Annotated in this window: 24 protein-coding genes and 1 other RNA gene; 12 read left to right on the forward strand and 13 right to left on the reverse strand. The window is 69.0% G+C overall.

The features are described from left to right. From WDLP6_RS04105 to WDLP6_RS04115, 3 genes are read right to left on the reverse strand one after another with little or no spacing between them, the layout of a single operon-like run. Positions 1 to 465 carry an aromatic-ring-hydroxylating dioxygenase subunit beta gene (locus tag WDLP6_RS04105; RefSeq protein WP_162591321.1) on the reverse strand — a complete coding sequence of 155 codons (465 nt, stop codon included), beginning with the start codon at positions 463 to 465 and terminating at the stop codon, positions 1 to 3. 19 nt (positions 466 to 484) lie between these two features. Continuing rightward, complete coding sequence (locus WDLP6_RS04110) at positions 485 to 1,729, reverse strand: aromatic ring-hydroxylating dioxygenase subunit alpha (protein ID WP_162591322.1); 1,245 nt, start codon at positions 1,727 to 1,729, stop codon at positions 485 to 487. Between the two features lie 10 nt (positions 1,730 to 1,739). Next, a complete protein-coding gene (locus tag WDLP6_RS04115; protein ID WP_162591323.1) occupies positions 1,740 to 2,708 on the reverse strand; it encodes a Bug family tripartite tricarboxylate transporter substrate binding protein in 969 nt (322 codons plus the stop codon). A gap of 82 nt (positions 2,709 to 2,790) precedes the next feature. Between WDLP6_RS04115 and WDLP6_RS04120 the strand changes: the two genes are divergently transcribed. Together WDLP6_RS04120 and htpX are read left to right on the forward strand one after the other, a co-directional pair. Continuing rightward, positions 2,791 to 3,591 carry an IclR family transcriptional regulator domain-containing protein gene (locus WDLP6_RS04120; protein WP_162591324.1) on the forward strand — a complete coding sequence of 267 codons (801 nt, stop codon included), beginning with the start codon at positions 2,791 to 2,793 and terminating at the stop codon, positions 3,589 to 3,591. Positions 3,592 to 3,774: 183 nt separating this feature from the next. Next, complete coding sequence (gene htpX / locus WDLP6_RS04125; RefSeq protein WP_162591325.1) at positions 3,775 to 4,638, forward strand: protease HtpX; 864 nt, start codon at positions 3,775 to 3,777, stop codon at positions 4,636 to 4,638. On the opposite strand, the gene WDLP6_RS04130 is transcribed toward htpX, so the two are convergent. From WDLP6_RS04130 to WDLP6_RS04150, 5 genes are all read right to left on the reverse strand, one after another. Beyond that, positions 4,632 to 6,290, reverse strand: coding sequence for an NAD(P)/FAD-dependent oxidoreductase (locus WDLP6_RS04130; RefSeq protein ID WP_162591326.1), 1,659 nt, complete (start codon positions 6,288 to 6,290; stop codon positions 4,632 to 4,634). The two genes, htpX and WDLP6_RS04130, sit on opposite strands and share 7 nt — an antisense overlap. 118 nt (positions 6,291 to 6,408) lie before the next feature. Further along, positions 6,409 to 7,953, reverse strand: a complete 1,545-nt coding sequence (locus WDLP6_RS04135) for a tripartite tricarboxylate transporter permease (protein ID WP_162591327.1) — start codon at positions 7,951 to 7,953, stop codon at positions 6,409 to 6,411. Positions 7,954 to 7,959: 6 nt separating this feature from the next. Further along, the gene (locus tag WDLP6_RS04140; RefSeq protein WP_232076954.1) at positions 7,960 to 8,451 is read right to left on the reverse strand and encodes a tripartite tricarboxylate transporter TctB family protein; all 492 of its coding nucleotides are present in this window, start codon (positions 8,449 to 8,451) and stop codon (positions 7,960 to 7,962) included. Positions 8,452 to 8,575: 124 nt separating this feature from the next. Further along, positions 8,576 to 10,165: a sensor histidine kinase gene (locus tag WDLP6_RS04145; RefSeq protein WP_232076955.1), complete on the reverse strand. Its 1,590-nt coding sequence runs from the start codon at positions 10,163 to 10,165 to the stop codon at positions 8,576 to 8,578. Further along, positions 10,158 to 10,844, reverse strand: coding sequence for a response regulator (locus WDLP6_RS04150; RefSeq protein ID WP_162565911.1), 687 nt, complete (start codon positions 10,842 to 10,844; stop codon positions 10,158 to 10,160). The genes WDLP6_RS04145 and WDLP6_RS04150 overlap by 8 nt, the downstream gene beginning before the upstream one ends. Before the next feature lie 52 nt (positions 10,845 to 10,896). On the opposite strand from WDLP6_RS04150, the gene rnpB reads away from it, so the two are divergent. Continuing rightward, positions 10,897 to 11,233: RNase P RNA component class A (gene rnpB / locus WDLP6_RS04155), an RNA gene on the forward strand. On the opposite strand, the gene WDLP6_RS04160 is transcribed toward rnpB, so the two are convergent. From WDLP6_RS04160 to WDLP6_RS04170, 3 genes are read right to left on the reverse strand one after another with little or no spacing between them, the layout of a single operon-like run. After that, complete coding sequence (locus tag WDLP6_RS04160) at positions 11,228 to 11,890, reverse strand: Pr6Pr family membrane protein (RefSeq protein WP_162591329.1); 663 nt, start codon at positions 11,888 to 11,890, stop codon at positions 11,228 to 11,230. The genes rnpB and WDLP6_RS04160 overlap by 6 nt on opposite strands. Positions 11,891 to 11,908: 18 nt before the next feature. Further along, positions 11,909 to 12,619, reverse strand: a complete 711-nt coding sequence (locus WDLP6_RS04165; protein WP_162591330.1) for an RNA pseudouridine synthase — start codon at positions 12,617 to 12,619, stop codon at positions 11,909 to 11,911. Next, positions 12,616 to 14,298 carry an MBL fold metallo-hydrolase gene (locus WDLP6_RS04170; RefSeq protein ID WP_162591331.1) on the reverse strand — a complete coding sequence of 561 codons (1,683 nt, stop codon included), beginning with the start codon at positions 14,296 to 14,298 and terminating at the stop codon, positions 12,616 to 12,618. Before WDLP6_RS04170 ends, WDLP6_RS04165 begins: the two co-directional genes overlap by 4 nt. A 56-nt stretch (positions 14,299 to 14,354) precedes the next feature. Here WDLP6_RS04170 and WDLP6_RS04175 point away from each other — a divergent pair, with 56 nt between their 5' ends. The 4 genes from WDLP6_RS04175 (at position 14,355) to corA (ending at position 18,631) form a co-directional block, all read left to right on the forward strand. Further along, on the forward strand, positions 14,355 to 15,362 hold the full coding sequence (locus tag WDLP6_RS04175; RefSeq protein ID WP_162591332.1) for a Bug family tripartite tricarboxylate transporter substrate binding protein: 1,008 nt from the start codon (positions 14,355 to 14,357) through the stop codon (positions 15,360 to 15,362). 78 nt (positions 15,363 to 15,440) lie between these two features. Beyond that, the gene (locus WDLP6_RS04180) at positions 15,441 to 16,793 is read left to right on the forward strand and encodes an NfeD family protein (protein ID WP_162591333.1); all 1,353 of its coding nucleotides are present in this window, start codon (positions 15,441 to 15,443) and stop codon (positions 16,791 to 16,793) included. 20 nt (positions 16,794 to 16,813) lie between these two features. Beyond that, positions 16,814 to 17,599: a slipin family protein gene (locus WDLP6_RS04185; protein ID WP_162565917.1), complete on the forward strand. Its 786-nt coding sequence runs from the start codon at positions 16,814 to 16,816 to the stop codon at positions 17,597 to 17,599. Positions 17,600 to 17,656: 57 nt separating this feature from the next. After that, positions 17,657 to 18,631, forward strand: coding sequence for a magnesium/cobalt transporter CorA (corA, locus tag WDLP6_RS04190; RefSeq protein ID WP_162591334.1), 975 nt, complete (start codon positions 17,657 to 17,659; stop codon positions 18,629 to 18,631). On the opposite strand, the gene WDLP6_RS04195 is transcribed toward corA, so the two are convergent. Beyond that, complete coding sequence (locus WDLP6_RS04195; protein ID WP_162591335.1) at positions 18,573 to 19,403, reverse strand: GntR family transcriptional regulator; 831 nt, start codon at positions 19,401 to 19,403, stop codon at positions 18,573 to 18,575. The genes corA and WDLP6_RS04195 overlap by 59 nt on opposite strands. A 172-nt stretch (positions 19,404 to 19,575) precedes the next feature. Between WDLP6_RS04195 and WDLP6_RS04200 the strand changes: the two genes are divergently transcribed. The 4 genes from WDLP6_RS04200 to WDLP6_RS04215 are packed head-to-tail and all read left to right on the forward strand — an operon-like array spanning position 19,576 to position 23,780. Continuing rightward, entirely contained in the window at positions 19,576 to 19,794 is a 219-nt protein-coding gene (locus tag WDLP6_RS04200; RefSeq protein WP_162591336.1) for a DUF3311 domain-containing protein, read from the forward strand. Continuing rightward, entirely contained in the window at positions 19,791 to 21,266 is a 1,476-nt protein-coding gene (locus WDLP6_RS04205) for a sodium:solute symporter family protein (RefSeq protein WP_162591337.1), read from the forward strand. The genes WDLP6_RS04200 and WDLP6_RS04205 overlap by 4 nt, the downstream gene beginning before the upstream one ends. A 31-nt stretch (positions 21,267 to 21,297) precedes the next feature. Then, positions 21,298 to 22,509 carry an amidohydrolase family protein gene (locus WDLP6_RS04210; protein WP_443083392.1) on the forward strand — a complete coding sequence of 404 codons (1,212 nt, stop codon included), beginning with the start codon at positions 21,298 to 21,300 and terminating at the stop codon, positions 22,507 to 22,509. Continuing rightward, entirely contained in the window at positions 22,506 to 23,780 is a 1,275-nt protein-coding gene (locus WDLP6_RS04215) for a cyanate transporter (protein WP_162591338.1), read from the forward strand. Before WDLP6_RS04210 ends, WDLP6_RS04215 begins: the two co-directional genes overlap by 4 nt. Before the next feature lie 31 nt (positions 23,781 to 23,811). Here WDLP6_RS04215 and WDLP6_RS04220 read toward each other — a convergent pair whose 3' ends face one another. Next, entirely contained in the window at positions 23,812 to 24,840 is a 1,029-nt protein-coding gene (locus WDLP6_RS04220) for a LysR family transcriptional regulator (RefSeq protein ID WP_162591339.1), read from the reverse strand. 75 nt (positions 24,841 to 24,915) lie between these two features. On the opposite strand from WDLP6_RS04220, the gene WDLP6_RS04225 reads away from it, so the two are divergent. Beyond that, entirely contained in the window at positions 24,916 to 25,878 is a 963-nt protein-coding gene (locus WDLP6_RS04225; RefSeq protein ID WP_162591340.1) for a tripartite tricarboxylate transporter substrate binding protein, read from the forward strand. Positions 25,879 to 25,881 lie beyond the last annotated feature (3 nt).

Genomic DNA, 25,881 nt, shown 5'->3' on the forward strand with positions numbered 1-25,881 from the left:
TCACAGCGGCAGCGCGAGCAGCGTGTCGGTCACGCTGCTGTCGCAGACGGCCACGCGTGAACCGAGGCGCAGCCGCCCGTCCTGCTGCACGAAGCGGTCCTGGTAGACGCCGGTGGCGAAAACCTCGGTCTCGCCGGTGGCCATGATGCGCGCCACCACGAAGGGCGTGCGCGCCTCGGCGCTGTCGGCATCCGCGTGCTGGACCAGCGGGATGCCCAGCAGGTGCCGGTAGCGCTGGCGCTCGTAGATGTTGGCTTCGCGCAGCGCGGCGATGCGGTCTTCCAGCATGGCGCGCGAGTCGGCGTAGACGATGCCGGCGGGCAGCCCTTCGCGCTCGTTCTCGGCATGCGTGATGCGGTAGTGGCAGTCGGCGGTGAAGAAGTCGGGCCACTGCTCGAGCGCATCGCTGTCGATGGCATCGGCATAGGCCGCGTTGAAGGCGCACAGCGCCAGCAGGTCGATCATGGTCGTCGCTTTCTTGTCTTCACATGCCCATGTGGGCGCGGTAGGCCTTCCAGAAGCCGCGCACCGAGGCCTCGGTGGCGCGGCCTTCGCTCGAGCTCGCGCTGTCGCCGCCCATCTCGACGATCGCCTCGTGGTCGCGCGCGCCGGCGATGCCGCGCTGCACGAAGCCGCCGACCGCGCCGTCCTCCATCGAGATGAAGCCGGCCGGGCCGACCAGGTTCGACTGCTTGAGCCGGACCAAGCGCTGTTCGGACGTGTCGTCGGCATAGCCGATGTAGGTCCAGTTGAGCTCGGTGCGCGCCGTGCCCTTGGGCAGCACCTGCCGCACCGCGAGGCAGTTCTGGATCTGCTGCAGCACGAAGCCCGGGAACACCGAAAGGATCTGCAGCGTCACGCCGTCGTCGTATTCGGTGAAGCCGGCGAGCACGCTCGGGTCCTTGAGCCGGTAGCGGTCGGTCTCGGAGCGCAGCCCTTGCTCCTTGTACGAAGCATCTTTCTCCGCCGCCGGGTCGATCATCGAATAGCTCACGTGATGGCCACCGCTCTCGTCGACGATCACGCCGCCTTTCATCGACAGCCGGTTGAGTTCGAAGGTGGTGAAGAACAGGTGCAGCAGGCTCGCGTGGTAGCTGTCCTTGACGTTCTCGACGTAGAGCTTCCAGTTGTTCGGCAAGGCCTGCGTGAAGCGGCCGATGACCTCAACCGGCTTGTGCAGCACGCGTTCGATGCGTGCGCAGATTTCGTCGCCCAGGTACTCCTCGATGCCCGGCACGTCGTCGCTGAAGCTGCCGAACACCAGGCCGCAGAAGGTCGCGATGCGCAGCTTGCGCGGCCCGTGGTCTTTCTTGCAGAAGTCCGGTGGCATGCCGCCTTGGCCCTTGACGCCCTTCTCGAAGGCGACACCGGTGAGATCGCCCTGCCGGTTGTAGCTCCACGCGTGGTAGACGCACTGGAAGTTCTCGGCGCGGCCCGATTTCTCCAGCGCGATCAGCGCGCCGCGGTGCGCGCAGCGGTTCTCGAAGGCGTAGATCTCGCCGTCGGCGTCGCGTACCACCACCACCGGCGTCTCGCCGGCGAAGGTGGTGCGGTAGCTGCCGGCGTCGGGCAACTCGGCTTCGAGGCACAGGTAGTTCCAGGTCTGGCCGCGGAAGATCTTCGCCTGCTCGTCGGCCGCGGCCTGCGCGTCGCTGTAGACCGCGAAGGGAATGCGCGTGAGGCCGGGGCCGGCCCAGCGGATCGATTGGGGTGCGATGTCGTTCGTCATGATGAGGGCCTCAGTCCAGCGTCACGTTCGCGCTCTTGATGACCTTGTTCCACTTGGCAGATTCGGCCTGGATGAAGCGGCCGGTCTGCTCGCTGTCCCAGCCGCGCGGCTCGGCGCCCTGTTCGGCGAAGCGCTGCTTCACGTCGGGCAAGGCGAGTACGGCGGCGATGTCCTTCTGCGTGGCCGCCACCGTCGCGGCCGGCGTGCCGGGCGGCGCGACGACGGCGAACCAGGTCACCGCGTTCATCGCCGGCAGCTTCTGCTCGGCGAAGGTGGGAACGTCGGGCAGCGCGGGCGAGCGGTGCTCGTCGGCGACCGCGAGGATGCGCACCTTGCCGCTCTTCTGGAAGGGCATCGAGGAACTCAGGTTGTCGAAGAACACATCGACCTGGCCGCTGATCAGGTCGACCAGCGCCGGCGCCGTGCCCTTGTAGGGGATGTGGGTCATCTCGGTGCCGGTGAGCTGCATGAACAGACTGGCGGTCAGGTGCGAGGTCGTGCCGTTGCCTTGCGACGCGAAGCTGACCTTGCCCGGATGCGCCTTGAGGTAGGCGATGAGTTCGGGCACGTCGTGCACCGGCAGCTTGGGATTGACGTCCAGCACGTTGGGCACGGTGGCGATCACCGTCACCGGCACCCATTTCGCCGGATCGAAGGCGAGCTTCTTGTACAGGTACTGGTTGATCGCGATCGGCGCCGGCGGCGAGGCCAGCATCGTGCTGCCATCGGGCTCGGCCCGGTACACGTAGTCGCCGCCGATGTTGCCGCCGGCGCCGGTGCGGTTCTCGATCACCACGCCGCCGGGAAACTTGTCGCGCAGCTTCTCTGCCACCACGCGCGGCAGGATGTCGGCCGTGCCGCCGGCCGGGAAGGGCACGACGAGCTTCAGCATTTTGGGGGTTTGCGCGAATGCGCTGCCGATCAGGCAGGCGCTCGCCAGGCAGGCAACGGCCAAGCGCCGCGCGAGTGTTTTCGACATGGTCTGTCTCCGTGATTCGTCGTTCATCGAGGTGCATCGAGTGTCTCGGGCGCGACCAGCGAGAACAAGCTAGATTTGCGCCATGCGCAAAAACGAGCCCGCTCCCCAGAGTGCCGGGAATCCGGCAGACAAGAATTTCGTCGCCTCGCTGCAAAAGGGGCTGGAGGTGCTGACCTGCTTCGGCCGCCAGCACGCCCGCCTCACGGTGTCGGAGGTGGCGCGCCTGACGCACGGCTCGCCGGCCTCGGCGCGGCGCTCGCTGCTCACGCTGCGCACGCTCGGCTATCTGGACGGTGACGGCAAGCGCTTCTGGATGCTGCCCAAGGCGCTGCTGGTCGCGCACGCCTACCTGGCCTCGCGCGCGGCGCCCTCGCTGGCGCAGCCGTTGCTCGATGCGCTGTCGGAGCGCACGCGCGAGTCGGCCTCGCTCGGCAAGCTGCTGGAGGACGACGTGATCATCATCGCGCGCTCGACCGCGCGGCGCAGCCTGAGCACCGGCCTGGGCATCGGCTCGCGGCTGCCGGCGTACTGTTCGGCGCTCGGACGCGTGCTGCTCGCGAGCCTGTCGCCCGACGAGGCCGAACGCCGCGTGCGCACCATGCCGCGGCGCGTGCTCACCGCACGCACGGTGCACGAGGCCGACGAGGTGCTGGCGCTGGTCGTGCGCTGCCGCGAGGAGGGCTATGCCGGCAGCGACGGCGAGCTCGAGCTGGGCGTGCGGTCGATGGCCGTGCCAGTCTACGACCGCACGGGCGCCACCGTCGCGGCGATGAGCATCGCGGTGCGCGCCGAGCGCATGGAGATGGCCGAGTTCCGCGAGGCCTTCCTGCCGGCGCTGCGCCGCGCGCGCAATACGCTGGCGGGGCGCCTTTCTCCCGAGTGAGCGCCGCAGCCCGTGTCGCGGCCAGAACTTTTGCTCCTATCATCACTCTGTACGAAAGTGCCGTGCGGGCTCCCAGAACCAGAACAACGCCGTGCCCCGCGTCTCCCTTGGCTTGAAACCCTGTAGCCGGCCCTCATTTGCGCGCCAGGGCGGGCCGTCGTCTGTCCTCACGGAGAATTCAACTTGAAACGTATCCTTCTGTTCGTTCTGACCAACGTGATGGTCGTCGCGGTGCTCGGCGTGGTCGCCAGCCTGCTCGGCGTCAACCGCTACCTCACGGCCAACGGGCTCAACCTCTCGGCGCTGCTGGGCTTCGCGCTGGTGATGGGCTTCGGCGGCGCAATCATCTCGCTCCTGATCAGCAAGCCGATGGCCAAGTGGACCGCGGGCGTGCGCATCATCAACGAGCCGCAGTCGCCCGACGAGGCCTGGATCGTGCAGACCGTGCGCAAGTTCGCCGACACCGCCGGCATCGGCATGCCCGAGGTCGGCATCTTCGAAGGCGAGCCCAATGCCTTCGCCACCGGCGCCTTCAAGAACTCGTCGCTGGTCGCGGTGTCGACCGGCCTGCTCGCCAACATGACGCGCGAGGAGGTCGAGGCGGTGATCGGCCACGAGATCGCGCACGTGGCCAATGGCGACATGGTCACGATGACGCTGATCCAGGGCGTGATGAACACCTTCGTGGTGTTCCTCTCGCGCGTGATCGGCTATGCGGTCGACAGCTTCCTGCGCCGCGGCGACGACCGCTCGTCCGGCCCCGGCATCGGCTACATGGTGACGACGCTGGTGCTCGACATCGTGCTCGGTTTTGCCGCCGCGATCGTGGTGGCCTGGTTCTCGCGCCAGCGCGAGTTCCGCGCCGACGCGGGCTCGGCCAAGCTGATGGGCCGCAAGCAGCCGATGGTGAGTGCGCTCGCGCGCCTCGGCGGCCTGCCGGCGGGCCAGCTGCCGAAGGCGGTCGAGGCGATGGGCATCACGGGCAGCATCGGCAAGCTGTTTGCAACGCATCCGCCGATCGAAGAACGCATCGCAGCGCTTCAATAGCTCGCCGCCAGGCTGCGCGCCACGGCTTCCGCGACCTTGATGCCATCGACTCCCGCCGACAGGATCCCGCCCGCGTAGCTCGCGCCTTCGCCGGCCGGGTAGAGGCCGCGCACGTTGAGGCTCTGCAGGTCGTCGCCGCGCGTGATGCGGATCGGCGAGGAGGTGCGGGTCTCGACGCCGGTCAGCACCGCGTCGTGGAGGTCGAAGCCCTTGATCTTGCGGCCGAAGGCGGGGAAGGCCTCGCGCATCGCCTCGATCGCGTAGCCGGGCAGGGCGGCGTGCAGGTCGCCGGGCGTGACGCCGGGCTTGTACGAGGGCTCGACGCTGCCGAGCGCGGTCGAGGGGCGGCCGGCCACGAAGTCGCCGACCAGTTGCCCGGGCGCGCGGTAGTCGCCGCCGCCGAGGACGAAGGCCTTCGATTCGAGTTCGCGCTGCAGGTCGATCCCTGCCAGCGGCGAGCCCTTGCGTCCTTCTTCCCAGCCGGGGAAATCGCGCGGATCGATGCCGACCACGATGCCCGCGTTGGCGTTGCGTTCGTTGCGCGAATACTGGCTCATGCCGTTGGTCACGACACGGCCCGGCTCGCTGGTCGCGGCGACCACCGTGCCGCCCGGACACATGCAGAAGCTGTAGACCGAGCGGCCGTTGCTCGCGTGATGCACCAGCTTGTAGTCGGCCGCACCCAGCAGCGGATGGCCCGCATGCCGGCCCCAGCGCGCGCGGTCGATCAGGCCCTGCGGATGCTCGACGCGAAAGCCGATCGAGAAGGGCTTGGCCTCGATATGCACGCCGCGCGCATGCAGCATCGCGAAGGTGTCGCGCGAACTGTGGCCGAGCGCCATCACCACATGGTCGGCGCGCAACGCGTGCGTCTGGCCCGTGCGCTGGTCGAGCACGGTGAGGCCGCGCAGCGCCTTGCCGTGCGGACCGTCCTCGATCAGCACGTCGGTCACGCGCTGCTCGAAGCGGATCTCGCCGCCGAGTGCGACGATCTGCGCGCGCATGTGCTCCACCACCTTCACCAGCTTGAAGGTGCCGATGTGGGGATGTGCGACGTAGAGGATCTCGGGCGGCGCGCCGGCCTTGACGAACTCCTCCATCACCTTGCGGCCGAGGAAGCGCGGGTCCTTGATCTGGCTGTAGAGCTTGCCGTCGGAGAAGGTGCCGGCGCCGCCTTCGCCGAACTGCACGTTCGATTCGGGATCGAGCACGCTCTTGCGCCACAGGCCCCAGGTGTCGCGCGTGCGCTGGCGCACCGTCTTGCCGCGCTCGAGCACGATCGGCTTGAAGCCCATCTGCGCGAGCAGCAGCGCGCAGAAGATGCCGCAGGGGCCGAAGCCGACCACCACGGGGCGCGACGACAGCGCGGCCGGAGCCTCTGCCGGCGCGTGCCATGCCATGTCGGGCGTGGGATGGATGTGCGCATGCCCGGCGAACTTCAGGCGCAGCGCCGCTTCGAGCGCCGGATCGGCGAGCGTCGCATCGACGATGTAGACCCGCAGCAGCTCGGCCTTGCGCGCGTCGAAGCTGCGCTTGAAGACGGTGAATCCGCTGACCGCGCCGGGCGGTGTGCCGAGCGCGGCATCGATCGCGCGAGGCAGCGCCGCGTCGTCGTGATCGAGCGGTAGTTTGATTTCCGAGATTCGCAGCATATCGTGGCGTTGGCTTGTGGTTATCAAGCAGGGCGCCCGATCATAGAACGCGCTCGCCAATGACAAAGGGCCTGCGGCACGCATCGCGCCGCAGGCCCTTTGCCGTGAGGGTGATCCGTCAGGCGTCGGAGGTCGCTTCCACGCCGAGCTTGTCGGCGTCCTTCTCCACCTTCTTGAGGGCACGGCCGCGCCAGCTCGACCAGGTCACGCCGATCAGCAGCAGCGTCGAGATGATCACGAAGGCGCAGCTGATCGGGCGCTGCACGAACACCGTGACATCACCGCGCGACAGCAGCATCGCGCGCCGGAAGTTCTCTTCCACCATCGGCCCGAGCACGAAGCCCAGCATGATGGGCGCCACCGAGAAATCGAGCACGATGAACAGCGCACCGATCACCCCGAAGGCCAGCACTTCCCAGATCTGGAACAGGCTGTTCTGCGTGCTGAACACGCCGACGGCAATGAAGAACATGGCCGAGGGGAACAGGTAGCGGTAGGGCACCTGCAGCATCTTCACCCAGACACCGATCATCGGCACGTTGAGGATGATCAGGATCACGTTGCCGATCCAGAAGCTGGCGATCAGGCCCCAGAAGATGTCCGGATGCTCGGTGATGAGCTGCGGTCCGGGCGCGATGCCCTGGATCATCAGCGCGCCCAGGATCAGCGCCATCACCGCGTCGCCGGGAATGCCCAGGCTCATGGTGGGGATGAAGTCGACCTGGGTCTTCGAGTGCGACGAGGCTTCGGGCGAGGCCACGCCGGCGATCATGCCGGTGCCGAACTTCTCGGGCGTCTTGGAGATCTTGCGTTCGAGCGCATAGGCGATGAAGGTGGTGATGGTCGGGCCGGTGCCGGGCATCGCGCCGAACACGGTGCCCACCAGGGTGCCGCGCACCATGGGCCAGAAGGCTTCCTTCATCTCGGCCATGCTCGGACGCATGTCGCGGATGCGCAGCTTGGCGTTGGTGGTGATCACCGTCATGCGATTGACGTTGAGCAGGAAGTCGGCCACGCCGAACAGGCCCATCGCGATTGCCACCAGTTCCAGGCCGTCGCTCAGTTCAGGCACGCCGAACGAGAAGCGGAAGCTGCCCGAGTTGACGTCGGTGCCGACCACGCCGCACAAGAGGCCGAACAGCGTCATCGCCACGCCCTTGAGCGGCGAGCCGCGCGACATGGTGGAGCCCGCGATCAGGCCGAGCAGCATGATCGAGAAGATCTCGGCCGGCCCGAACTTGAAGGCCACCGCCACCAGCAGCGGCGAGGCGAAGATCATCACCAGGATGCCGACCGATGCCGCGAAGAACGAGCAGATCATCGTGATCCCGAGCGCCGTTCCCCCCTTGCCGGCCTTCGTCATCGGAAAGCCGTCCAGACAGGTCACCGCGTGCGGTGGATGCGAGGGCAGGTTCAGCAGGATGGCGCCGATGGCGCCGCCGTACTGCGAGCCGTAGAAGATGCCGGCCAGCATCAGGATGGCGGGCACCGGGTGCATCACGTAGGTGAGCGGCAGCAGGATCGAGATCGCCGACAGTGCGCCCATGCCCGGCAGCACGCCGATCAGGTTGCCCACCAGGACGCCGAAGAAGGACCACATCAGGTTGGTGCCCTGGAAGGCGACACCGAAACCGAACCAGAGGTCTTGAAGTGCTTGTGACATGGCGGCTCAGCCTCCCCACTGGAACAGCGGCAACTGCAGCTGCAGCGCCCACCAGAAGACGATCACCGCGATGATGCACATCGCGAGCGACAGCAGGATGGCCTGCGTGATGGTGTTGCTGCGGTCGCCGAGGGCCGAGATGAATACGATCGCGAAGGTCGCCGGCACCAGGCCGCCGTAGATGCCGAACAGCAGGAAGGCCAGCGTGGCGAGGATGATGCAGACGCCGCCGCGCAGGTCGGGCATGCCGTGTCCGTGGCCATGGGCGACGACCAGCTTGGGCGCGCTCGAGTCGGCTTCGGTGCGTGCCGAAAGCGCGATCAGCAAACCGGTGACCGCCAGCAGCGCCCCGACGGCGACCGGGAAGAAGCCAGGACCCATGCGGGCCGGGGTGCCGGTCTTGTAGTCGAGGCCCGCGTACACCGCGAGCAGCCCGATGAAGACCATCAGCGCGCCGCCGTAGTAGTCCTTCTTGTTGTGATGGGTGCCGGGCTTCATGGCCGCCCTTTCAGCCCCGGGCTCGAATGCCGGTGTTGGCTCTGCATAGAAATGTCTCCTTCGTGGCACGCGGGGTGCGTGCCGAGCGGGGGCCAGTCTAGGAATCGAGCCTTCCAATCTGCTTTCAGTGCGCGTCAGGATCCCCAAAATACGTGTTATCACGTATCGGGTTGGACCTGACGAAGGGCAGCCGCAGCGTCGCGCGAAGTCCGCCCGGCAGGCCGTCCGACGGCTCGGCATCGCCGAGCTCGATCACGCCGCCGTTGCGTCGCGCATAGGCGTCCGCGATCGCGAGGCCGAGCCCCGCGCCGCGGTTCTCTGCCGCGTCGCCGGCATCGGTGCGATGAAAGCGTTCGAACGCGGCGGCACGCAGCGCGGCGGGGATGCCGGGGCCGGTGTCGCTCACCTCGACCTCCGCCGAATCGCCGGCCAGCCGCACCGACACCGTGATGCGCCCGCCCATCGGCGTGTACTTGATGGCGTTGTGCACCAGGTTCGACAGCGCCTCGTGCAGTTCGGCGGCGTTGGCCGCGACGGGCGCGACGGGCGCAGGCGGCTCGGCGCCGGCCTCGCCGGGTTCGTGGTCGACTTCGTCGGTCGCCGCCTCGCCGCGCGCGTCGACCCAGCCGAGGTCCTGGTTTTTCTCGTGTGCCAGCGGCAGGTATTGCAGCACCACGTCGCGCGCGACCGCGTTGAGGTCGGCCTTCGACGGCCGCGCCGCGGCGCTCTGCGTGGCATCGCGCGCATGCGCGAGCGCCAGCAGCTGTTCGCTCAGGCGGCGGGTGCGCACCAGCTGCGCCACGATGGCGCGCAGGGTCTCGCGCATCGGACCGGGCTCGCGCTCGCGCAGCGCATAGCCGGCCTGCGTCAGCATGATGGCCAGCGGCGTACGCAGCTGGTGCGATGCGTCGGCAAGAAAGCGCGACTGCGCCGCCAGCAGCCGGCTCTGGTTGCCGATGTGGTGGTTCACCGCGTCGACCAGCGGCGCGACCTCGTAGGGCACGCCGTGCGTGTCGAGCGGCGCGAGGTCGCCCGGCGCGCGCACCGCCAGCGACCGGCGCAGGCGCTCCAGCGGGCGCAGCGCGAGCGCCACGCCCAGCCACACGAGCACGACCATCACGCCGACCACGCGGACGTCGTTCCACAGCGCGTGGTGCCACGAATCGGCCAGCGCCTGCTGGCGCACGCCGGTGCTTTCGGCGGCCTGGCTCAGCACGCGCAAGGCCTCGGTGGCCGAGATCTGCACCGTGCGGTGCAAGGCCGCGATGCGCACCGGGTAGCCGCGGTAGACGCCGTCGTAGAACACGGCCACGTCGTCGGCGGCGCCCGGCGGCGGTGGCGGCAGGTCCGGGACGCCCACCAGCGTCTGCTCGGGCGAGGGCGGCGTGGTGTCGGCGCCGTTCGACGCCACGCGCGTGAAGCCGACATGCAGGTGCTTGAAGCGCGGGCGTGTCGACTCGAACATGGCCTCCACCGAGAAGGCCGCGTTGACGCGCGGCTTCATGTCGCGGGTGTCGATCTCGACGCTGTCGTTGAGCGCCTGCACGGGCTCGATCAGCGCCTGGTCGTAGGCATCCACCACCACGCGCGAGATCGCCTGGTAGTCGTTCCACGTGTCGAGCGCGAGCAGCCCGAAGATGCCGGGCAGCAGCATCGCGAGCAACAGCACGCGGATGCCGATGCGGCGCGGCCCGGCCAGCGCCAGCCTATTCATGGCCGGGCGCCTGCGACGCATCTTCCAGCATGTAGCCCAGGCCGCGCACGGTGGTGATGCGCACGTCGCCGTCCGCGAGCTTGCGGCGCAGCCGGTGCAGCACCAGCTCGATCGCCGCCGGGCCGACGTCGCTGTCGTGCGGGAACACCTTGCCCGACAGCCGCTGCTTGCCGACCGGCATGCCGCTGCGCAGCAGCAGCGCGGTCAGCGCCGCATGCTCGCGCGGCGTGAGCGACAGCAGCGCGCCGTGCAGCATGAAGGCGCGGCTGCTGCTGTCGTAGACGAGCGAGCCGCACTGCATGCGCGGATGCGGGTTGTCGCGGCTGCGGCGCACGAGGGCGGTCAGGCGCGCTTCGACTTCCTCGACCGCGAAGGGCTTGGCGAGGAAATCGTCGGCCCCGAGGTGGAGGCCGCGCACCCGGTCCTGCAGCGAGCCCTCGGCCGTCAGCACCAGCACCGGCGTGCGGTCGCCGGCGTCGCGCATGGCGCCGAGCAGGGTGAGTCCGTGCTTGTCGGGCAGGCGCAGGTCGAGCACCACCGCGTCGTATTCGTTGCCGGCCAGCAGGGCTTCGGCCGTGCGCGCGTCGGGCGCATGGTCGGGGACGAAGCCGCTTTGCTTGAGCGCGCGCGCTAGCCAGTCGGCGAGTTCGACTTCGTCTTCGATCAGCAGGATGCGCATGGAAACGTGGTGGCGGGAAAGAGGAGCGACATTGTGGCGATAATCCTTGCGTGAAGCACGCTGGACCGCCGCTGGTGCAAGTCTCGAAAGAGCGCACTGGAGGAACGTCCGGACTGCACAGGACAGCGCAGGAGCTAACGGCTCTCCACCGCGAGGTGAGGATCAGAGCAACAGAGACGAGTCGGCCGGGGCGACCCGGCCGGGTGAAACGGGCAATCTCTGCGCGCAGCAACACCAAGTAGGCCAACGTCGATGTGGTTCCGCAGAGTTGGCGGGTAGGTGGCACCGAGCCGTCTGGCGACAGACGGCCCAGAGTAATGGCGGTCACGCTGAGGCAACCGAAAGGAGGCCTCAGTGCACAGAATCCGGCGTATCGGCGCGCTTCACACTATTTTTTCCCTCCCAGGCTTTGCGCGGCCGAGGGCGACCAGCAGCGCGGCGATCAGCGTGAAGACGATGAGCAAGGCAACGGAATTCATGGCCAGGCGCGGGTAGCCGATCGTGCTCGCGTCGATGAAGGGATACGGATACACGCCCTCGACCATGCCGCGCGCCAGCGAATAGACAAGGTAGGCGATCGGATAGACCCACCAGGTGGGAATGTCCCGGTACGCCACGCCGCGCCCGCGCACGCCGATCCACCAGTACACGAGATAGAGCACCGGTATCACGTAGTGCAGCAGCGCGTTGCACAGCCACAGCAGCCCTTGCGGATCCCAGACGTGGCGCAGCAGGAAGTGGTAGCTCAGCCCGACCACCGCGATCGAGGCGGCGATCGCGGTCGCCACGCCCGGCCGGCGGAAGAAGCGCCAGAACGCGCCCTGCGCACCGGTCGCCGCCGCCGTGAGCGCGAAGGCGACGAGGAAATTGGTGAGCACCGTGTAGAAGCTCAGGTAGTTGAGCGTGCCCCAGGCCGCCGAACGGCCGGCCGTGGTCGCGAGCTCGATCGACAGCACGAGCTGCAGCACCAGCGCGGCCCAGCCGACGAAGGCCGCCACCGCGGCGAAGCGGCGTGCGTTGGCGGGAAGCGGATCGTCGTCGTGCATCGTGTCGGCCCTCGGGGTTCAGAAGCGTTCGTGCGGCAGCAGATAGCGCCACTGTTGCGGCAGCAGGCCGGCCAGCGGCACGCGGCCGATGCGGATGCGCTTCATCGCGAGGATGCGCAGGCCCGCGTCGTCGCACAGATGCGCGATCTGGCCCGCACGCGCGCCCTTGAGCGCGAAGCGCAGGCCGGTGTGGCCTTCGGCCTGCTGGCCGATGCTCACGCGCGCGGGCGAGCGCTCGAAGCTTGCCAGCACCTCGGGGCTCACCGGCCCGGCGACGTCGACCATGACCTCGTTCTCGAGCACGCCGGCGTCTTCCTGCAGCTTGCGTTCGATGCGCCACTCCTGCGTGAAGACGACCAGCCCGCTGGCGCCGGTTTCGAGCGGCGTCATGCAGCGCTGTCCGGCCGCATGGCGCGGCAGGAAACGAAGCCCCGCGCGCTCGGGCTCATGGTGGTGCGCCGGCACGAGCAGGCGGTGCGCGCCGTCGATCGGCATGCCCGCCGGCTTGTGCAGCAGCAGCGTGACCGGCACCACGGGTTCGGGCCGTGCGCCCGGCTCGATCTCGACGCGCTGCTGCGCACGCACGCGCGATTGCGGCAGCAGGGCCGGCTCGCCGTCGACGCGCACCGCGCCGTTCTCGATCAGGAGCTCGGCCTCGCGCCGTGAGCAGCCGGCGAGCGCGGCCACGCGCTTGGCCAGCCGGATGCCTTCGTCGGTGCTGTCCGTCACTGTGCGGCCGATTGCCGGATGCGCTCGACGTGCGCGGCCAGCGAACGCGCGGCCACCGGCCACATGCGCGGCGGCACGTCGTCGTAGGCCAGCGGCAGCCAGTCCTCGGGCGTGCCCTGCGGCAGGCGGCGCATGGCGTCGGCGATCCTGGCCTCGCGCCTGAGGCGGTGCGCCTTCAGATGCGCGATGGCGCCGCGCGCGTTGCCCAGCACGTAGCCGTGCGCCGGCAGGATGAAATCGACGCCGCCCTCGGCGCAGGCCGCATCCAGCTTGTCGAGCGAATCGAGGTAGGCGTTCATGTTGCCGTCCGGCGGATCGACCACGGTGGTACTGCCGTTGAGCACATGGTCGCCGGAGAACAGCAGCCCGTCTTCCTCGAGCAGCAGGCACAGGTGGTTGGCCGCATGGCCGGGCGTGTGGATCGCGCGCAGCGTGTGCGTGCGCGGCGCGCTGTCGTCGCCTGCGGCCGTGGCCGGTGCCAGCACCAGGCGCTCGCCGTCGGCGAGCACGCGCTCGGGCGAGAATTTCGCCGAGGGCCGTGCGGTGGCAGCGGCCGGCAGCCCGAGGATCGGCGGCTGGGTGCTGCACAGCGCCTGCAGCGGCGCGGCGCCCGGCGAATGGTCGGCATGCGAATGGGTGCAGACGATCATGCGGACGTCGCCCCCGGTCGCGCGCCACAGCCGGCCGATGTGTTCGGCATCGTCCGGACCCGGATCGATCACGAGGTAGCCGGTGGCGGCGTCGCCGACGATGTAGCTGTTGGTGCCGGGGCCGGTCATCACGCCTGGGTTCGGCGCGGTCAGGCGCTGCACGTTCGCGAGCAGCGGCACCGGATGCGCGCTCTGCCAGTCGAGCGCATGGACCATCTGGCCGTCGGGGCAGACCAGCGCCAGTTCGCCGAAGGGCGAATCGCTTTCCATGTAGCGCGCTTCCTTGCCGTTCAGCAGCCCGGCGCGCGGACAGCTGGTCCACAGCGGTCCTTCGCCGCCGGGGCGGTTCGCGCAGGCATCGAGCACCGCGTCGACCGCGGCGTAGACGGCCAGCCGCTCCAGCGTGCGCAGGGTCGGGAAGATCATGAAGAAGCTGCCCGCTGCGTGGCGCGCCAGCGCGTCGGCCGGGCGCACCCAGCAGGGCTCGAACTGCTCGGCCTCGTCCGCCGCCGGCACCTGGCCTTCGGGCATGCGCGCCACCAGGAAGGGCACGTCGAAGCGCCTGGGCAGGTCGCGGTCGGTGATCCAGTGCGCCAGCGTGAAGACCTGGTCGGTCGCGAGCCGCAGGCCGCGCGCCGCGCACTGCTCGGCAAAGGCGACGGTGGAAGCGGCGGTGCTGCGGTCCATGCCCGCGATGTCCTCGGCACTCGCCGGGCGGCCGTCGGCATGGCGGGCGAGCAGCACGCCGAGTTCCTCGAAGCTCTCGCGGATCGCCGCGACGGCCTGCGTGAGTTGCGCCAGGCTCTGCGTCGGGCGGCGCGTTGCCATGGCATGCGCCGCGGCATCGCCTTCGTCGATGCGCCCGCCGGGGAACACGTAGGCGCCGGGCGCGAAGCTCGCGCTCGACGAGCGCCGCGTCATCAGCACCTCGACGCCCTGGGGCGTGTCGCGCAGCAGCAGCACGGTGGCGGCCGCGCGCAGCGGTGCGGGTTCATGAGGGGAATGGAGCAATTGAGCGGAACGGACCATGGTGCGATTATCGAGACCTCCGCGCCAACTCCGCCACCCGCCAGCAAAGGACCCCGATGTTCGATTCTTTTTCTCGCAGCGCACGCCGCCTCGGTGCGCTCGCCGGGCTCGCCCTGTGGGGCGCCGCGCTTCCCGCCGCCTTCGCCCAGTCGGACTGGCCGCAGCAGCCGATCACGCTGATCATGGGCTTTCCGGCGGGCTCCGGTGTAGACGTGGTGGCGCGCACCATCCAGGATCCGCTGCAGAAGAAGCTGGGCCAGTCGATCGTCATCGACTACAAGGCCGGCGCCGCCGGCAACATCGCGAGCGAGTACGTCGCGCATGCCAGGCCCGACGGCTACACGCTCGCCTTCGGCACCGCTGCCACGCACGGCAGCAACGCCGCGCTCTACAAGAAGCTGCCCTTCGACGTCGAGGCCGACTTCGTGCCGGTGGCGCCGGTGCTCGACGTCTCCAACGTGCTCACCATCAACCCCGAGGTGATGGACGTGAAGACGCTCAAGGAATTCGTCGAACTCGTCAAGGCCCATCCCGGCAAGTACAACTACGCATCGACCGGCAATGGCGCCGGCACCCACATGGCTTTTGCCGAATTCAATTCGCGCCTCGGGCTGCAGATGGTGCATGTGCCCTACAAGGGCGGGCCGGAGGCCATCACCTCGGTCGTGCGCGGCGAGACCTGCTGCATCATGAACCAGGTGCAGACCGTGCTGCCGCAGTACAAGGCCGGCAAGGTGCGGCTGCTCGGCGTCACCACCGCCAAGCCGGTGGCGGCCATCAAGGAAGTCCCCACCATCGCATCGAGCGGCCTGCCGGGCACGCAGGGCTTCGACAGCTCGATCTGGTTCGGCATCTTCGCGCCCAGGGGCACCGACCCGCGCATCGTCGACAAGCTCAACGCCGCCGTGAAGGCCGTGCTGGAGCAGCCCGAGGTCCGCGCGCATTTCGAGGCCCAGGGCAACACCATCCGCATCGAGACGCCGGCCGAGTTCAAAGAGACCGTGCACGCCAACCGCGTGAAGTGGGCCGAGGTGGCGAAGGCGGCGCACATCAGCATCGATTGAGGCGCGGGTTTTGGCGGGTGTGACAGGCTGCCCGGTGCTCCCTAGAATGAAAAAATGAGGCCCGCCAGAGCATGGTTGATGGGACTGGTCCTCCTGGCCCACGCCCTGGGCGCGGCCAGCGCCGAAGCCGTGCCTGCCGCGCCTTCGGCATCCCCCGGCACGGCGGTGCTGCTGGACCTCGATGGCGCCATCGGCCCCGCGTCCGCCGACTACGTGCGCCGCGGCCTCGCGCTGGCAGCCCGGGAGCATGCGCAGCTGGTGGTGCTGCAGCTCGACACGCCGGGCGGCCTCGACACCTCGATGCGCGACATCATCAAGCACATCCTCGCTTCCCCGGTGCCGGTGGCGGCCTTCGTTGCGCCGGACGGCGCGCGCGCCGCCAGCGCCGGAACCTACATCCTCTATGCGAGCCACATCGCGGCCATGGCGCCGGCTTCCAATCTCGGCGCTGCGACGCCGGTGGTGATCGGGATGCCATCGCCCGCGGCGCCGGCCGGCAAGCCGCCGACCCCGGACAAGGGCGCAGAACCCGCCGCGCCCGCCGACACGATGACCGCCAAGCGCCTGGCCGATGCCTCGGCCTACATCCGCAGCCTGGCCCAGCTGCGCGGGCGCAATGCCGACTGGGCCGAGCAGGCGGTGCGCGAATCGGTCAGCCTCTCGGCACAGGAAGCATTGCAGAAGAACGTCGTCACGCTGATCGCGAGCGACGTGTCCGACCTGCTGCGCCAGCTCAACGGCCGCCAGGTGCCCATGGGCAAGGGCAGCGTGCGCCTCGCCACGCAGGGGATGCAGGTGCTGGTCTTCGAGGCCGACTGGCGCACCCGGCTGCTGTCGGTGATCACCGAGCCCAGCCTGGCGCTGATCCTGCTGATGGTGGGCATCTACGGCCTCTTGTTCGAGTTCTCCAATCCCGGCTTCGTGCTGCCCGGCGTGGTCGGCGTCATCAGCCTGATGCTGGCGCTCTTCGGCCTGCAGATGCTGCCGGTCAACTATGCGGGGCTGGCGCTGCTCCTGCTCGGCGTGGCCTTCCTCATTGCCGAGGCTTTTCTTCCGACCTTCGGTGCGCTCGGCGCGGGCGGCATCGCGGCCTTTGCCATCGGCGCGCTGCTCCTGATCGACAACGATGCGCCGGGCTTCGGCGTGCCGCTGTGGCTGGTCGGGCTGATGAGCGCGATCTCGGCCGTCTTCATCCTGCTCGTGGCGGGCATGGCTGCGAAGGCGCGCCGGCGGCCGGTGCTGAGCGGCGTCTCGACGCTGGTGGGCGCGACGGGCGAGCTGGTCGAGTTCGAGGACGGCGAAGGCTGGGCGCAGATCGAAGGCGACTACTGGCACGTGCACGGCGCGCCCGACCTGCGCCCGGGCGGCCGCATCCGCGTGACCCATGTGCAGGATCTTGCGCTGCAGGTCGTCGCGGTGGCGCATGATTGAACCCTTCCGGGGAGTCCGCCATGTTCTTCAATTTCGGCTTCGCATTCGTGGTGCTGTGCCTGTTGCTTCTGCTGGTGCTCGCGGCCTCGTCGCTGCGCATCCTGCGGGAGTACGAGCGCGGCGTGGTGTTCCAGCTGGGGCGCTTCTGGCGCGTCAAGGGGCCGGGCCTGGTGATCCTCATCCCCGGCATCCAGCAGATGGTGCGGGTGGGCCTGCGCGTGATGGTGCTCGACGTTCCCTCGCAGGACGTGATCACGCGCGACAACGTGTCGGTCAAGGTGAACGCGGTGCTCTATTTTCGCGTGGTCGATCCCGAGAAGGCGATCATCCAGGTCGAGAAGTATTTCGAGGCCACCAGCCAGCTCGCGCAGACCACGTTGCGCGCGGTGCTCGGCAAGCACGAGCTCGACGATCTGCTGGCCGAGCGCGAGCGCCTCAATCTCGACATCCAGAAGACGCTCGAAGTGCAGACCGCCGCCTGGGGCATCAAGGTGACCAACGTCGAGATCAAGCACGTGGACCTCGCCGAGAACATGGTGCGTGCGATCGCGCGGCAGGCCGAGGCCGAGCGCGAACGGCGCGCCAAGGTGATCCATGCCGAAGGCGAGCTGCAGGCCTCGGCCAAGCTTTCCGAGGCGGCCGAGATCCTGGGCCGGCATCCGCAGGCGCTGCAGCTGCGCTACCTGGAAACGCTGACCGTGATCGCGGCCGACAAGAACTCGACCATCGTGTTTCCGCTGCCGATCGAGATCATGGGGCCGCTGCTCAAATGGATGAACCGGATGGGCGACGCACCCGGCGCCTAGAGCCGGTCGTGCCCGCCGTGGCAAGATGATTCGTCCAAGTCACCCCGGAGCTCCTGCATGCTCATCAACTGCGCCGTCTATGAAGACGGCACCAAGCTGGCCGACATTCCGATCGACAGGATCGGCGACTACGTGTCACTGCCGCGCTGCTTCGTCTGGGTGGCGCTGCACGACCCGACGCCCGAGGAGCTCGAAGAGGTGCGCACCGAATTCGATCTTCATCCGCTGGCCGTGGAGGATGCACAGCACGGCCATCAGCGCCCGAAGGTCGAGGAGTACGCCGATTCGCTCTTCGTGGTGATGCATCTGCTCGACACCGACGAGCGCCGGCCCGGCGTGCTGGACGTGGGCGAGCTCAATGTCTTCGTCGGCAGGAACTACGTGGTGTCGGTGCGCAGCCGCAGCGGGCACGGCTTCGTCGAAGTGCGCGAGCGCTGCGAGCGCGAGCCCGAGCTGCTGCGCAACGGACCGGGCTTCGTGCTCTATGCGCTGATGGACGCGGCGGTCGATCGCTACTTCCCGGTCATCGACGGGCTGGAGGTCGAGCTCGAGACCATCGAGCAGCAGATCTTCAGCAAGGGCCAGGCCCGCGAGAACATCCGGCGGCTGTATGCCCTGAAGCAGCGGCTCACGGTGCTCAAGCATGCGGTTGCGCCGCTGCTCGAGGGCACCGGCAAGCTGCACGGCGGGCGCGTGCCGCAGATCTGCGCGGGCTCGCAGGAATACTTCCGCGACGTGGTCGACCATCTGGGCCGCATCGATGCCTCGATCGACGCCACGCGCGACACCATCGGCACCGCGATCCACGTCAACCTCTCGATGGTCACCATCGAGGACGGCGAGGTCACCAAGCGCCTCGCCGCATGGGCGGCCATCTTCGCGGTGTGCACTGCCTTCGCGGGCATCTGGGGCATGAACTTCGAGCACATGCCGGAGCTGAAATGGCAGTACGGCTATGTGGCCGCGCTGTTGCTCATGTTCGGGATTTGCGGCTACCTGTACTACCGGTTCCGGCGCGCGGGCTGGGTGTAGGCGCGTCCTCGGCGAACAGGCTGGCCAGGTCGACCTCCCGTTCCGCGGCCGCACCGGCGACCACGCGCTGCTCCAGTTCGTCCAGGTGCTCCATCGCGATGGCGACGGCGCGTTGCAATGACGCGCCGCTGAGCGCCTCGATGATCTGCTCGTGTTCCCGCGGCGCGCAGCTCGCGGCCTCGGCCGAATCGAAGAGCGCCTTGTAGAGCTCGGTGTTCGCCACCAGCCGCCGGATGTAGGAAAGCAGTTCTTCGCTGCCGGCCATCTGCGCCAGCAGCAGATGGAAGTCGCCCGCCATGCGGATCGCGTCCTCGCGCCGTCCTTCCTTGAAGGCGCGCTGTTCGCCCTGGACGTGCTTGCGCAGCGCCGCGACCTGCTCGCGCGACAGCTGGCCGAACAAGGTCGTGATCAGGCCGGCCTCGACGATGCGGCGCGCGCGGTAGATGCCGCGCATGTCGTCGATCGACGGGTTGGGCACGAAGGCGCCGCGGTTGTGCTCGAGCACCAGCCGCTTCTCGGTGCCCAGCCGCGCCAGCGCCTTGCGGATCGCGCCGCGCGTGCAGCCCAGCGCCTCGGCGAGCGCGCGCTCGCGCAGCGGCGTGCCGGGGCGCAGCCTGCCGCTCAGCAGCGCCTTCGACACCGCGGCATAGACCCGTTCGTCCACGCTGGCATCGGTTGGCGGCGCCTCGGGCGGCGCGGCATCGGCGCGCCTGGTGCGACTGGCGGGTGGGTCGGAAGGGGCGGGGCGGCTGCGGCGAACGGCGGTGGGCATGGCGGAAATGGTACCCGCGGCGGCCGTGGCGCCGCCGGGCAGCTGGGGCGGACCCCGGGTCAATCCGCATATTGACCTGACGCATGGTCAGCCATATAATTGAATTTGGTTAACCAAAATGATATTGAAGGGTTGACCAAAAATTCAACCAACTGCGAAAGCGAGGCCTCGCGTGAATCCCCTCAAATGGCTGGCCCTGTTGCCGGTGATCGCGTTCTTCAGCGGCGGATGGCTCAGCGCCTTCGCGCCGGACTTCGTGCTGGGCCTGCCTTTCCTCATGCTGTGGAACGTGAGCTGGCTGGTGCTGAGCTCCTTCATCATGCTGGCCATCGACCGCAGCGAGGGCGACCTCGACGCCGCGGACGCAGCAGCAGCCGGAGAGGCTCGATGAACATCGCATTGCCGATCATTGCCTTCTTCGTGCTCGGCGCGCTCGGGCTCGCGGTGCTCGCGCGCCGCGGCCGCAAGATGAGCCTCGAACAATGGGCGCTGGGCGGGCGCGGGCTCGGTGCCATCATGGTGTTCCTGCTGATGGCGGGCGAATCCTTCTCCACCTTCACCTTCCTGGGCGCGAGCGGCTGGTCGTACAGCAAGGGCGCGCCGGCCTTCTACATCCTGGCCTACGGCGGCCTGGCCTACCTGATGGCGTTCTGGATGCTGCCGGCCGTCTGGCGCTATGCCAACGCGCACAAGCTGGTGTCGTTCTCGGATTTCTTCGCCAGCAAGTACGACAGCCGCGCGCTCGGCGTGCTGGTCTCGGTGGTGGCGCTGATGGGCATGGTGGCGCTGCTCACCATCCAGCTGCGCGGACTGGGCATCATCGTCTCCGAGGCTTCCTACGGCGCCATCGCGCCGCAGGTCGCGATCTGGATCGGCGCGGCGGTGATGGTGGTCTACGTGCTGGTGTCGGGCATCCACGGCTCGGCGAGCATCGCGATCGTGAAGGACCTCCTGATCCTCGGCCTCGCGATCTTCCTCGGCGTGTACCTGCCCTTGCACTACTACGGCGGCGTGACGCCGATGTTCGCCGCGATCCATCAAGCGAACCCGAGCTACTTCCAGTTTCCGAAGGACGGCCTGAACCTCACCTGGTACAACTCGACCATCCTGCTGACGGCGCTGGGCTATTACCTCTACCCGTTCAACCTGACCTCGGTGTATGCGGCCAGGAGCGCGCGCGCCGTGCGGCGCAACACCATCCTGATGCCGCTCTACCAGATCGTGATCGCCTTCCTGTTCCTGGTCGGTTTCGCGGCCATCCTCAAGGTGCCGGGGCTCAAGGGCGCGGAGGTCGACCTCGCACTGTTCGGCCTCGCCAAGGCGAGCTTCGATCCGTGGTTCGTCGGCCTCATCGGCGGCACGGGCGTGCTGACCGCGCTGGTGCCGGGCTCGATGATCCTGCTCACCGCGTCGACCGTGATCGGCAAGAACGTCTACAAGGAAGGCTTCGCGCCGCGCGCCACCGACCGCCAGGTGTCGATGATGGCGCGCATCGTGCTGCCGGTCTTCGCGCTGGTGGCGGTCTACTTCGTGCTGCGCGGCGGCACCACCATCGTGTCGGTGGCGATCTTCGCGTCGAGCCTGTTGACGCAACTGCTGCCCTCGCTGCTGTTCAGCCTGCTACGGCGGCCCTTCGGCAGCAAGCAGGCCGCCTTTGCCGGCATCCTCGCGGGCGGCGCGGTGCTCGGCTTCACGATGATCGCCGGCACCAGCCTCGGACAATTGTTCCCGCAGGCGCCGGTGGTCTTCAAATCGCTCAACATCGGCCTGGTCGCGCTGGCGGTCAATGCGCTGGTGTTCGTCGTCGTGACGCTGCTCGGGCGTTTCGTGCCGGCGCGCGGCGCGGCGGCCGTGCCGGCCTGATTTCTTTCGCTCTTCTTCGATCGCACTGCCCATGTCCATGCCATCCTCGCTTCTTCTTCGCAACGTGCGTCCGCTGGGTGCCGCGCCGCTCGACGTGCTGGTGCAGGACGGCCGGCTCGCGGCGCTCGGCCCGGCCTTGCAGGCGCCGAACGGCTGCGCGGTCGAGGAGGGCGGCGGCGCCTTGCTGCTGCCCGGCCTGGTCGAAGGCCACACGCATCTGGACAAGACGATGTGGGGCATGGACTGGTACCGCAACGAGGTCGGCACCCGGCTCATCGACCGGATCGACAACGAGCGCGCCTTCCGCCACGCAAGCGGGCACGACGCCGGTGCGCAGTCGCTTGCGCTCGCCAAGGCCTTTCTCGCGCTCGGCACGACGCGCCTGCGCACGCATGTCGACATCGACACGCAGGCCGGGCTGCGCCATCTCGACGGCGTGCTGCGCACGCGCAGCGTGTTGCGGGACGTGCAGCAGATCCAGATCGTCGCCTTCCCGCAGTCGGGCCTGCTGCAGCGTCCCGGCACCGACGCGCTGCTCGACCAGGCGATGGCCGCGGGCGCCGACGTGCTCGGCGGACTCGACCCCTGCGCCATCGACGGTGACCCGGTGCGCTCGCTCGACACCCTGTTCGGCATCGCCGAGCGCCGCGCGTGTCCGATCGACATCCACCTGCACGAGCCGGGCGCGATGGGCGCGTTCTCGCTCGAACGCATCCTCGAGCGCACGGCCGCGCTCGGCATGCAGGGCCGGGTCGCGATCAGCCACGGCTTCTGCCTCGGCGACCTGCCGGCGAACGAGCGCGACCCGCTGCTCGCGCGCATGGCCGCGCTCGGCGTGGCGCTGATCACCAGCGCGCCGCCGTCGCGCAGCGTGCCGCCGCTCATGGCCTGCCGGCAGGCGGGCGTGACGGTGCTGGGCGGCAACGACGGCATCCGCGACACCTGGTCGCCCTATGGCAACCCCGACATGCTGGAGCGCGCGATGCTCATCGGCCTGCGCTACAACCTGCGCCGCGACGACGAGCTCGACGTGGCGCTCGATTGCGTCACCGAAGCGGGCGCGCGCGGCTGCGGCTTCGGAGCCTACGGCCTCGCGCCCGGCTGCCGCGCCGACCTGGTGCTGCTCGATGCGCAGACCGTCGCCGAGGCGGTGGTCGCGCGGCCGGTGCGGCGGCTCGTGGTGGCGGGCGGCCGCATCGTGGCGCGCAACGGCGAGCTGCTGCCCGACGCGGTGCCTGCATGACGGTGGCAGATACGCCGGTACGCCGCGAGGGCGGCATCGGCTTCGCGCTGCTGATCGTGCTCGTCGCGCTCAACCTGCGCGCCTTCTACACCTCGAGCAGTCCGCTGCTCGAAAGCATCCGCAGCGCCACCGGCCTGGGCTTCCAGTGGGCCGCGATGCTCACCGTGCTGCCGATGATGACGATGGGGCCGATGTCGCTGGCAGGCGTCGCGATCGGCCGGCGCTTCGGCGAGCGCGCGGCCATTCTGCTCGGGCTGGCGACGATCGCCGCGTCCTGCGCCAGCCGTTTCTTCGTCACCGGCGATGCGCTGCCGCTGCTGCTCAGCGCCGCGCTGGCGGGCGCCGGGGTCGGGCTCGTCCAGGCCCTGATGCCCGCGGTCATCAAACGCAATTGTCCGGCCCGCATGGGCATCGCGATGGGCCTGTATTCCGCCGCGCTGATGGGCGGCGGCGGCCTGGGCGCGATGGGCAGTCCCTGGGTCGCGCGCCTCGCCGGCGCATGGCAGGCCGGGCTCGCGGTGTGGGCGCTGCCGGCGCTGCTCGCGCTATGGGCATGGTCGCGCAGCGCGTATGCCGCGCCGGTGTCCGCGCGCGTGCCCGGCGCGCGCACCGACGCGGGCTGGCTGCGTTGCTTCGCGAACCGCCGCGCCTGGCTGCTGGCGGTCTACTTCGGCCTGGTCAACGGCGGCTACACCAGCCTGGTCGCGTGGCTGCCGCACTTCTATGCGCAGCAGGGCTGGAGCGCGGCGCAGGGCGGCGCGATGCTGGCGCTGATGACGGCCGCGCAGCTGGTTTCGGCGCTGCTGCTGCCCGCACTCGCACGCGGCCGGCGCGACCTGCGGCCGTGGCTCGCGCTCACGCTGCTGGCGCAGCTCGCGGGTTTCGCTGGGCTGCTGCTGAACGCACCGGCGGCCGCGGCCATCGTGGTGGTGCTGGGCTTCGGCCTCGGCGGCTCCTTCGCGCTGTGCATGGTGCTGTCGCTCGACCATCTGCCCGATCCCGCGCAGGCCGGCACGCTGGCCGCGTTCATGCAGGCGGTCGGCTTCATGATCGCCGCCCTGGCGCCCTTCGTGACCGGCGCGGTGCGCGAGCACACGGGCAGCTTCGGCTTCGCGTGGGCCTACCTGGGCGCCGTCGTCGTGCTGCTGCTGCCGTTGAGCTGGCGCCTCGATCCGCGCGGCTATGCGCGGGCGACGGCCGGGCTCTTCGGCTCGCCGACCTCGGCGCGCGCGGTGCCGCTCGGCCGTGCGGCCCATGCCGCGGCCGAATGAGCGGCCGTGACGCAGCGCGCGGGCGCGTCCTTCACTTGAGCGGGCCTTTCTTTTCCAGGATCCTGAATTCCTTCACCACGTGCGGCATCAGCTTCGCGAGCTGAGGCACGACCACGCTCTTCAGCGTCGCGATCGAGGTGGCACGGATCTGTTGCGCGATTTCCGTTCCCTCGCCGCGCCGCGTGGCGACGATCAGCGTGCGGCGCATGGCCGGCCCGGGCAGCGGCAGCACCCGCACCGCGTGCGGCTGGACGCCCGACTTGAGCAGGATCAGCGGCGTCATCACCGTCCAGCCGAAGCCGCCGGCGACCATGCGCACGACGGCGTCGGTGGTGTCGAACTGGTAGCGCACCGGCGCCTGCATGCCGGCGCTCTCGAGGTAGCTCTGGATGCGCGTGAGCATGTGCGCGTCGCGCCCGTAGCGGATGAAGTCGAGCTTGGCGCCCAGGCTCTTGACGTCGCTGACCTTGCCGCGGTGCGAAGCCGGAATGGCCAGCACGAAGGGCTCGCTGCAGATCGGCAGCGCCTCGACCTCCGGCGGAACCGGCGTCTCGTCCGAGGTGATGATGACGTCCGAGCGGCGCTCCAGCAGCGCCGGAATGCCGGTCGCCTTGAAGCCCGAGGCGATCGTCCATTCGAAGGCGAGTTCGCGCAGCTGCGACAGCACGGTGACGCCGGCGGTCGACGCGAAGCTGTCCAGCATGCCGATGCGCAGCAGCGGCAGCCGGCCGGAGCCGCTGTAGCGCATCTGGTCCTCCAGCTTGTGCGCGGCGGTGACGATCTCGAGCGCGTGCTGGCAGACGGATTGCCCGACCAGCGTCAGCACCGGCGGCCGCACGGAGCGGTCGAAGAGCTTGACGCGCAGCGCCTGCTCCAGCGCGGTGACCGACTGCGACACCGCTGCTTGCGTCAGGTTGAGTTGTTCGGCCGCCGCGGTCATGGTGCGTCGTTCCACGACAGCCAGGAAGACCTCGAGCAGGCGCAGCGTGAGGCTGAGCGGTGGCGATCCCGCGGTCAGGCCCTGAAGGGCCGCCGCAGCGACGGCTGCGTCGTCTTGCATTGCTAGTTGCTCCAACTTATAGTTTGTATAAATGTAAGGGCTTGGTGTCCTGCCAGCCATTCTCACGGAGACACGATGAAAAGATTCCTGCGCGCGGCCCTGGTCCTCGGCCTGCTGGGCGGCGCGGGCGGCGCCGTTGCCGCCTATCCCGATCATCCCGTGCGCATCATCTTGCCCTATGCGGCAGGCGGCGGCGCCGACGTGCTGACCCGCACGGTCGCGGACGCGCTCGGCAAGCTTTGGAAGCAATCGGTGCTGGTAGACAACCGGCCCGGCGCCGGCGCCACCATCGGCACGGACATGGTGGCCAAGGCGCCGGCCGACGGCTACACGCTGCTGATGACGGCCGGCACGATGGCTGTCAGCCCGGCCGCGTATCCGAAACTGCCTTACGACGTGCTGAAGGACTTCGCGCCCATCACCATGGTCGCCGAATCGCCCTACGTGCTCGCCGTCAACGCGGCCGTGCCGGCGAAGACCGTGGCGGACCTTCTGAAACTCGCCAAAAGACAGCCCGGCAAGCTGAACTTCGGCTCGCCCGGCAACGGCACGCTGTCGCACCTGAGCTTCGAGCTGCTGTCCTTTCGCACCGGCACCCGCAGCACGCTGGTCAACTACAAGGGCAGCAATCCGGCGCTCACCGCGGTGATGGCGGGCGAGGTCGACTTCGTGCTCGACACGCCGGCCGCCGTGATGCCGCAGGTCGACGCCGGCAAGCTGCGCGCACTCGGCGTGACCTCGGCGGCGCGCAGCCGAGGCCTGCCGTCGGTGCCCACGTTGCAGGAGGAGGGCGTGCCCGACTTCGACGTCACGATCTGGTTCGGTCTGATGGCGCCCGCCCACACATCGCCCGAGATCGTGCGCCAGCTGCACGACGACGTGGCCAAGGTGCTGGCCGCGCCCGCCATGAAGGAGAAGCTCGGCCGCGAGCGCCTGGAGATCACCACCATGCAGCCCGACGAATTCGCCACCTACCTTCGCCGCGACGTCGCCAAGTGGGGCGACGTCGTCAGAAAAGCCAACATCAAGTTCGATTGAAAC

The sequence above is a fragment of the Variovorax sp. PBL-E5 genome, from assembly GCF_901827185.1.
Taxonomy (GTDB): Bacteria; Pseudomonadota; Gammaproteobacteria; order Burkholderiales; family Burkholderiaceae_C; genus Variovorax.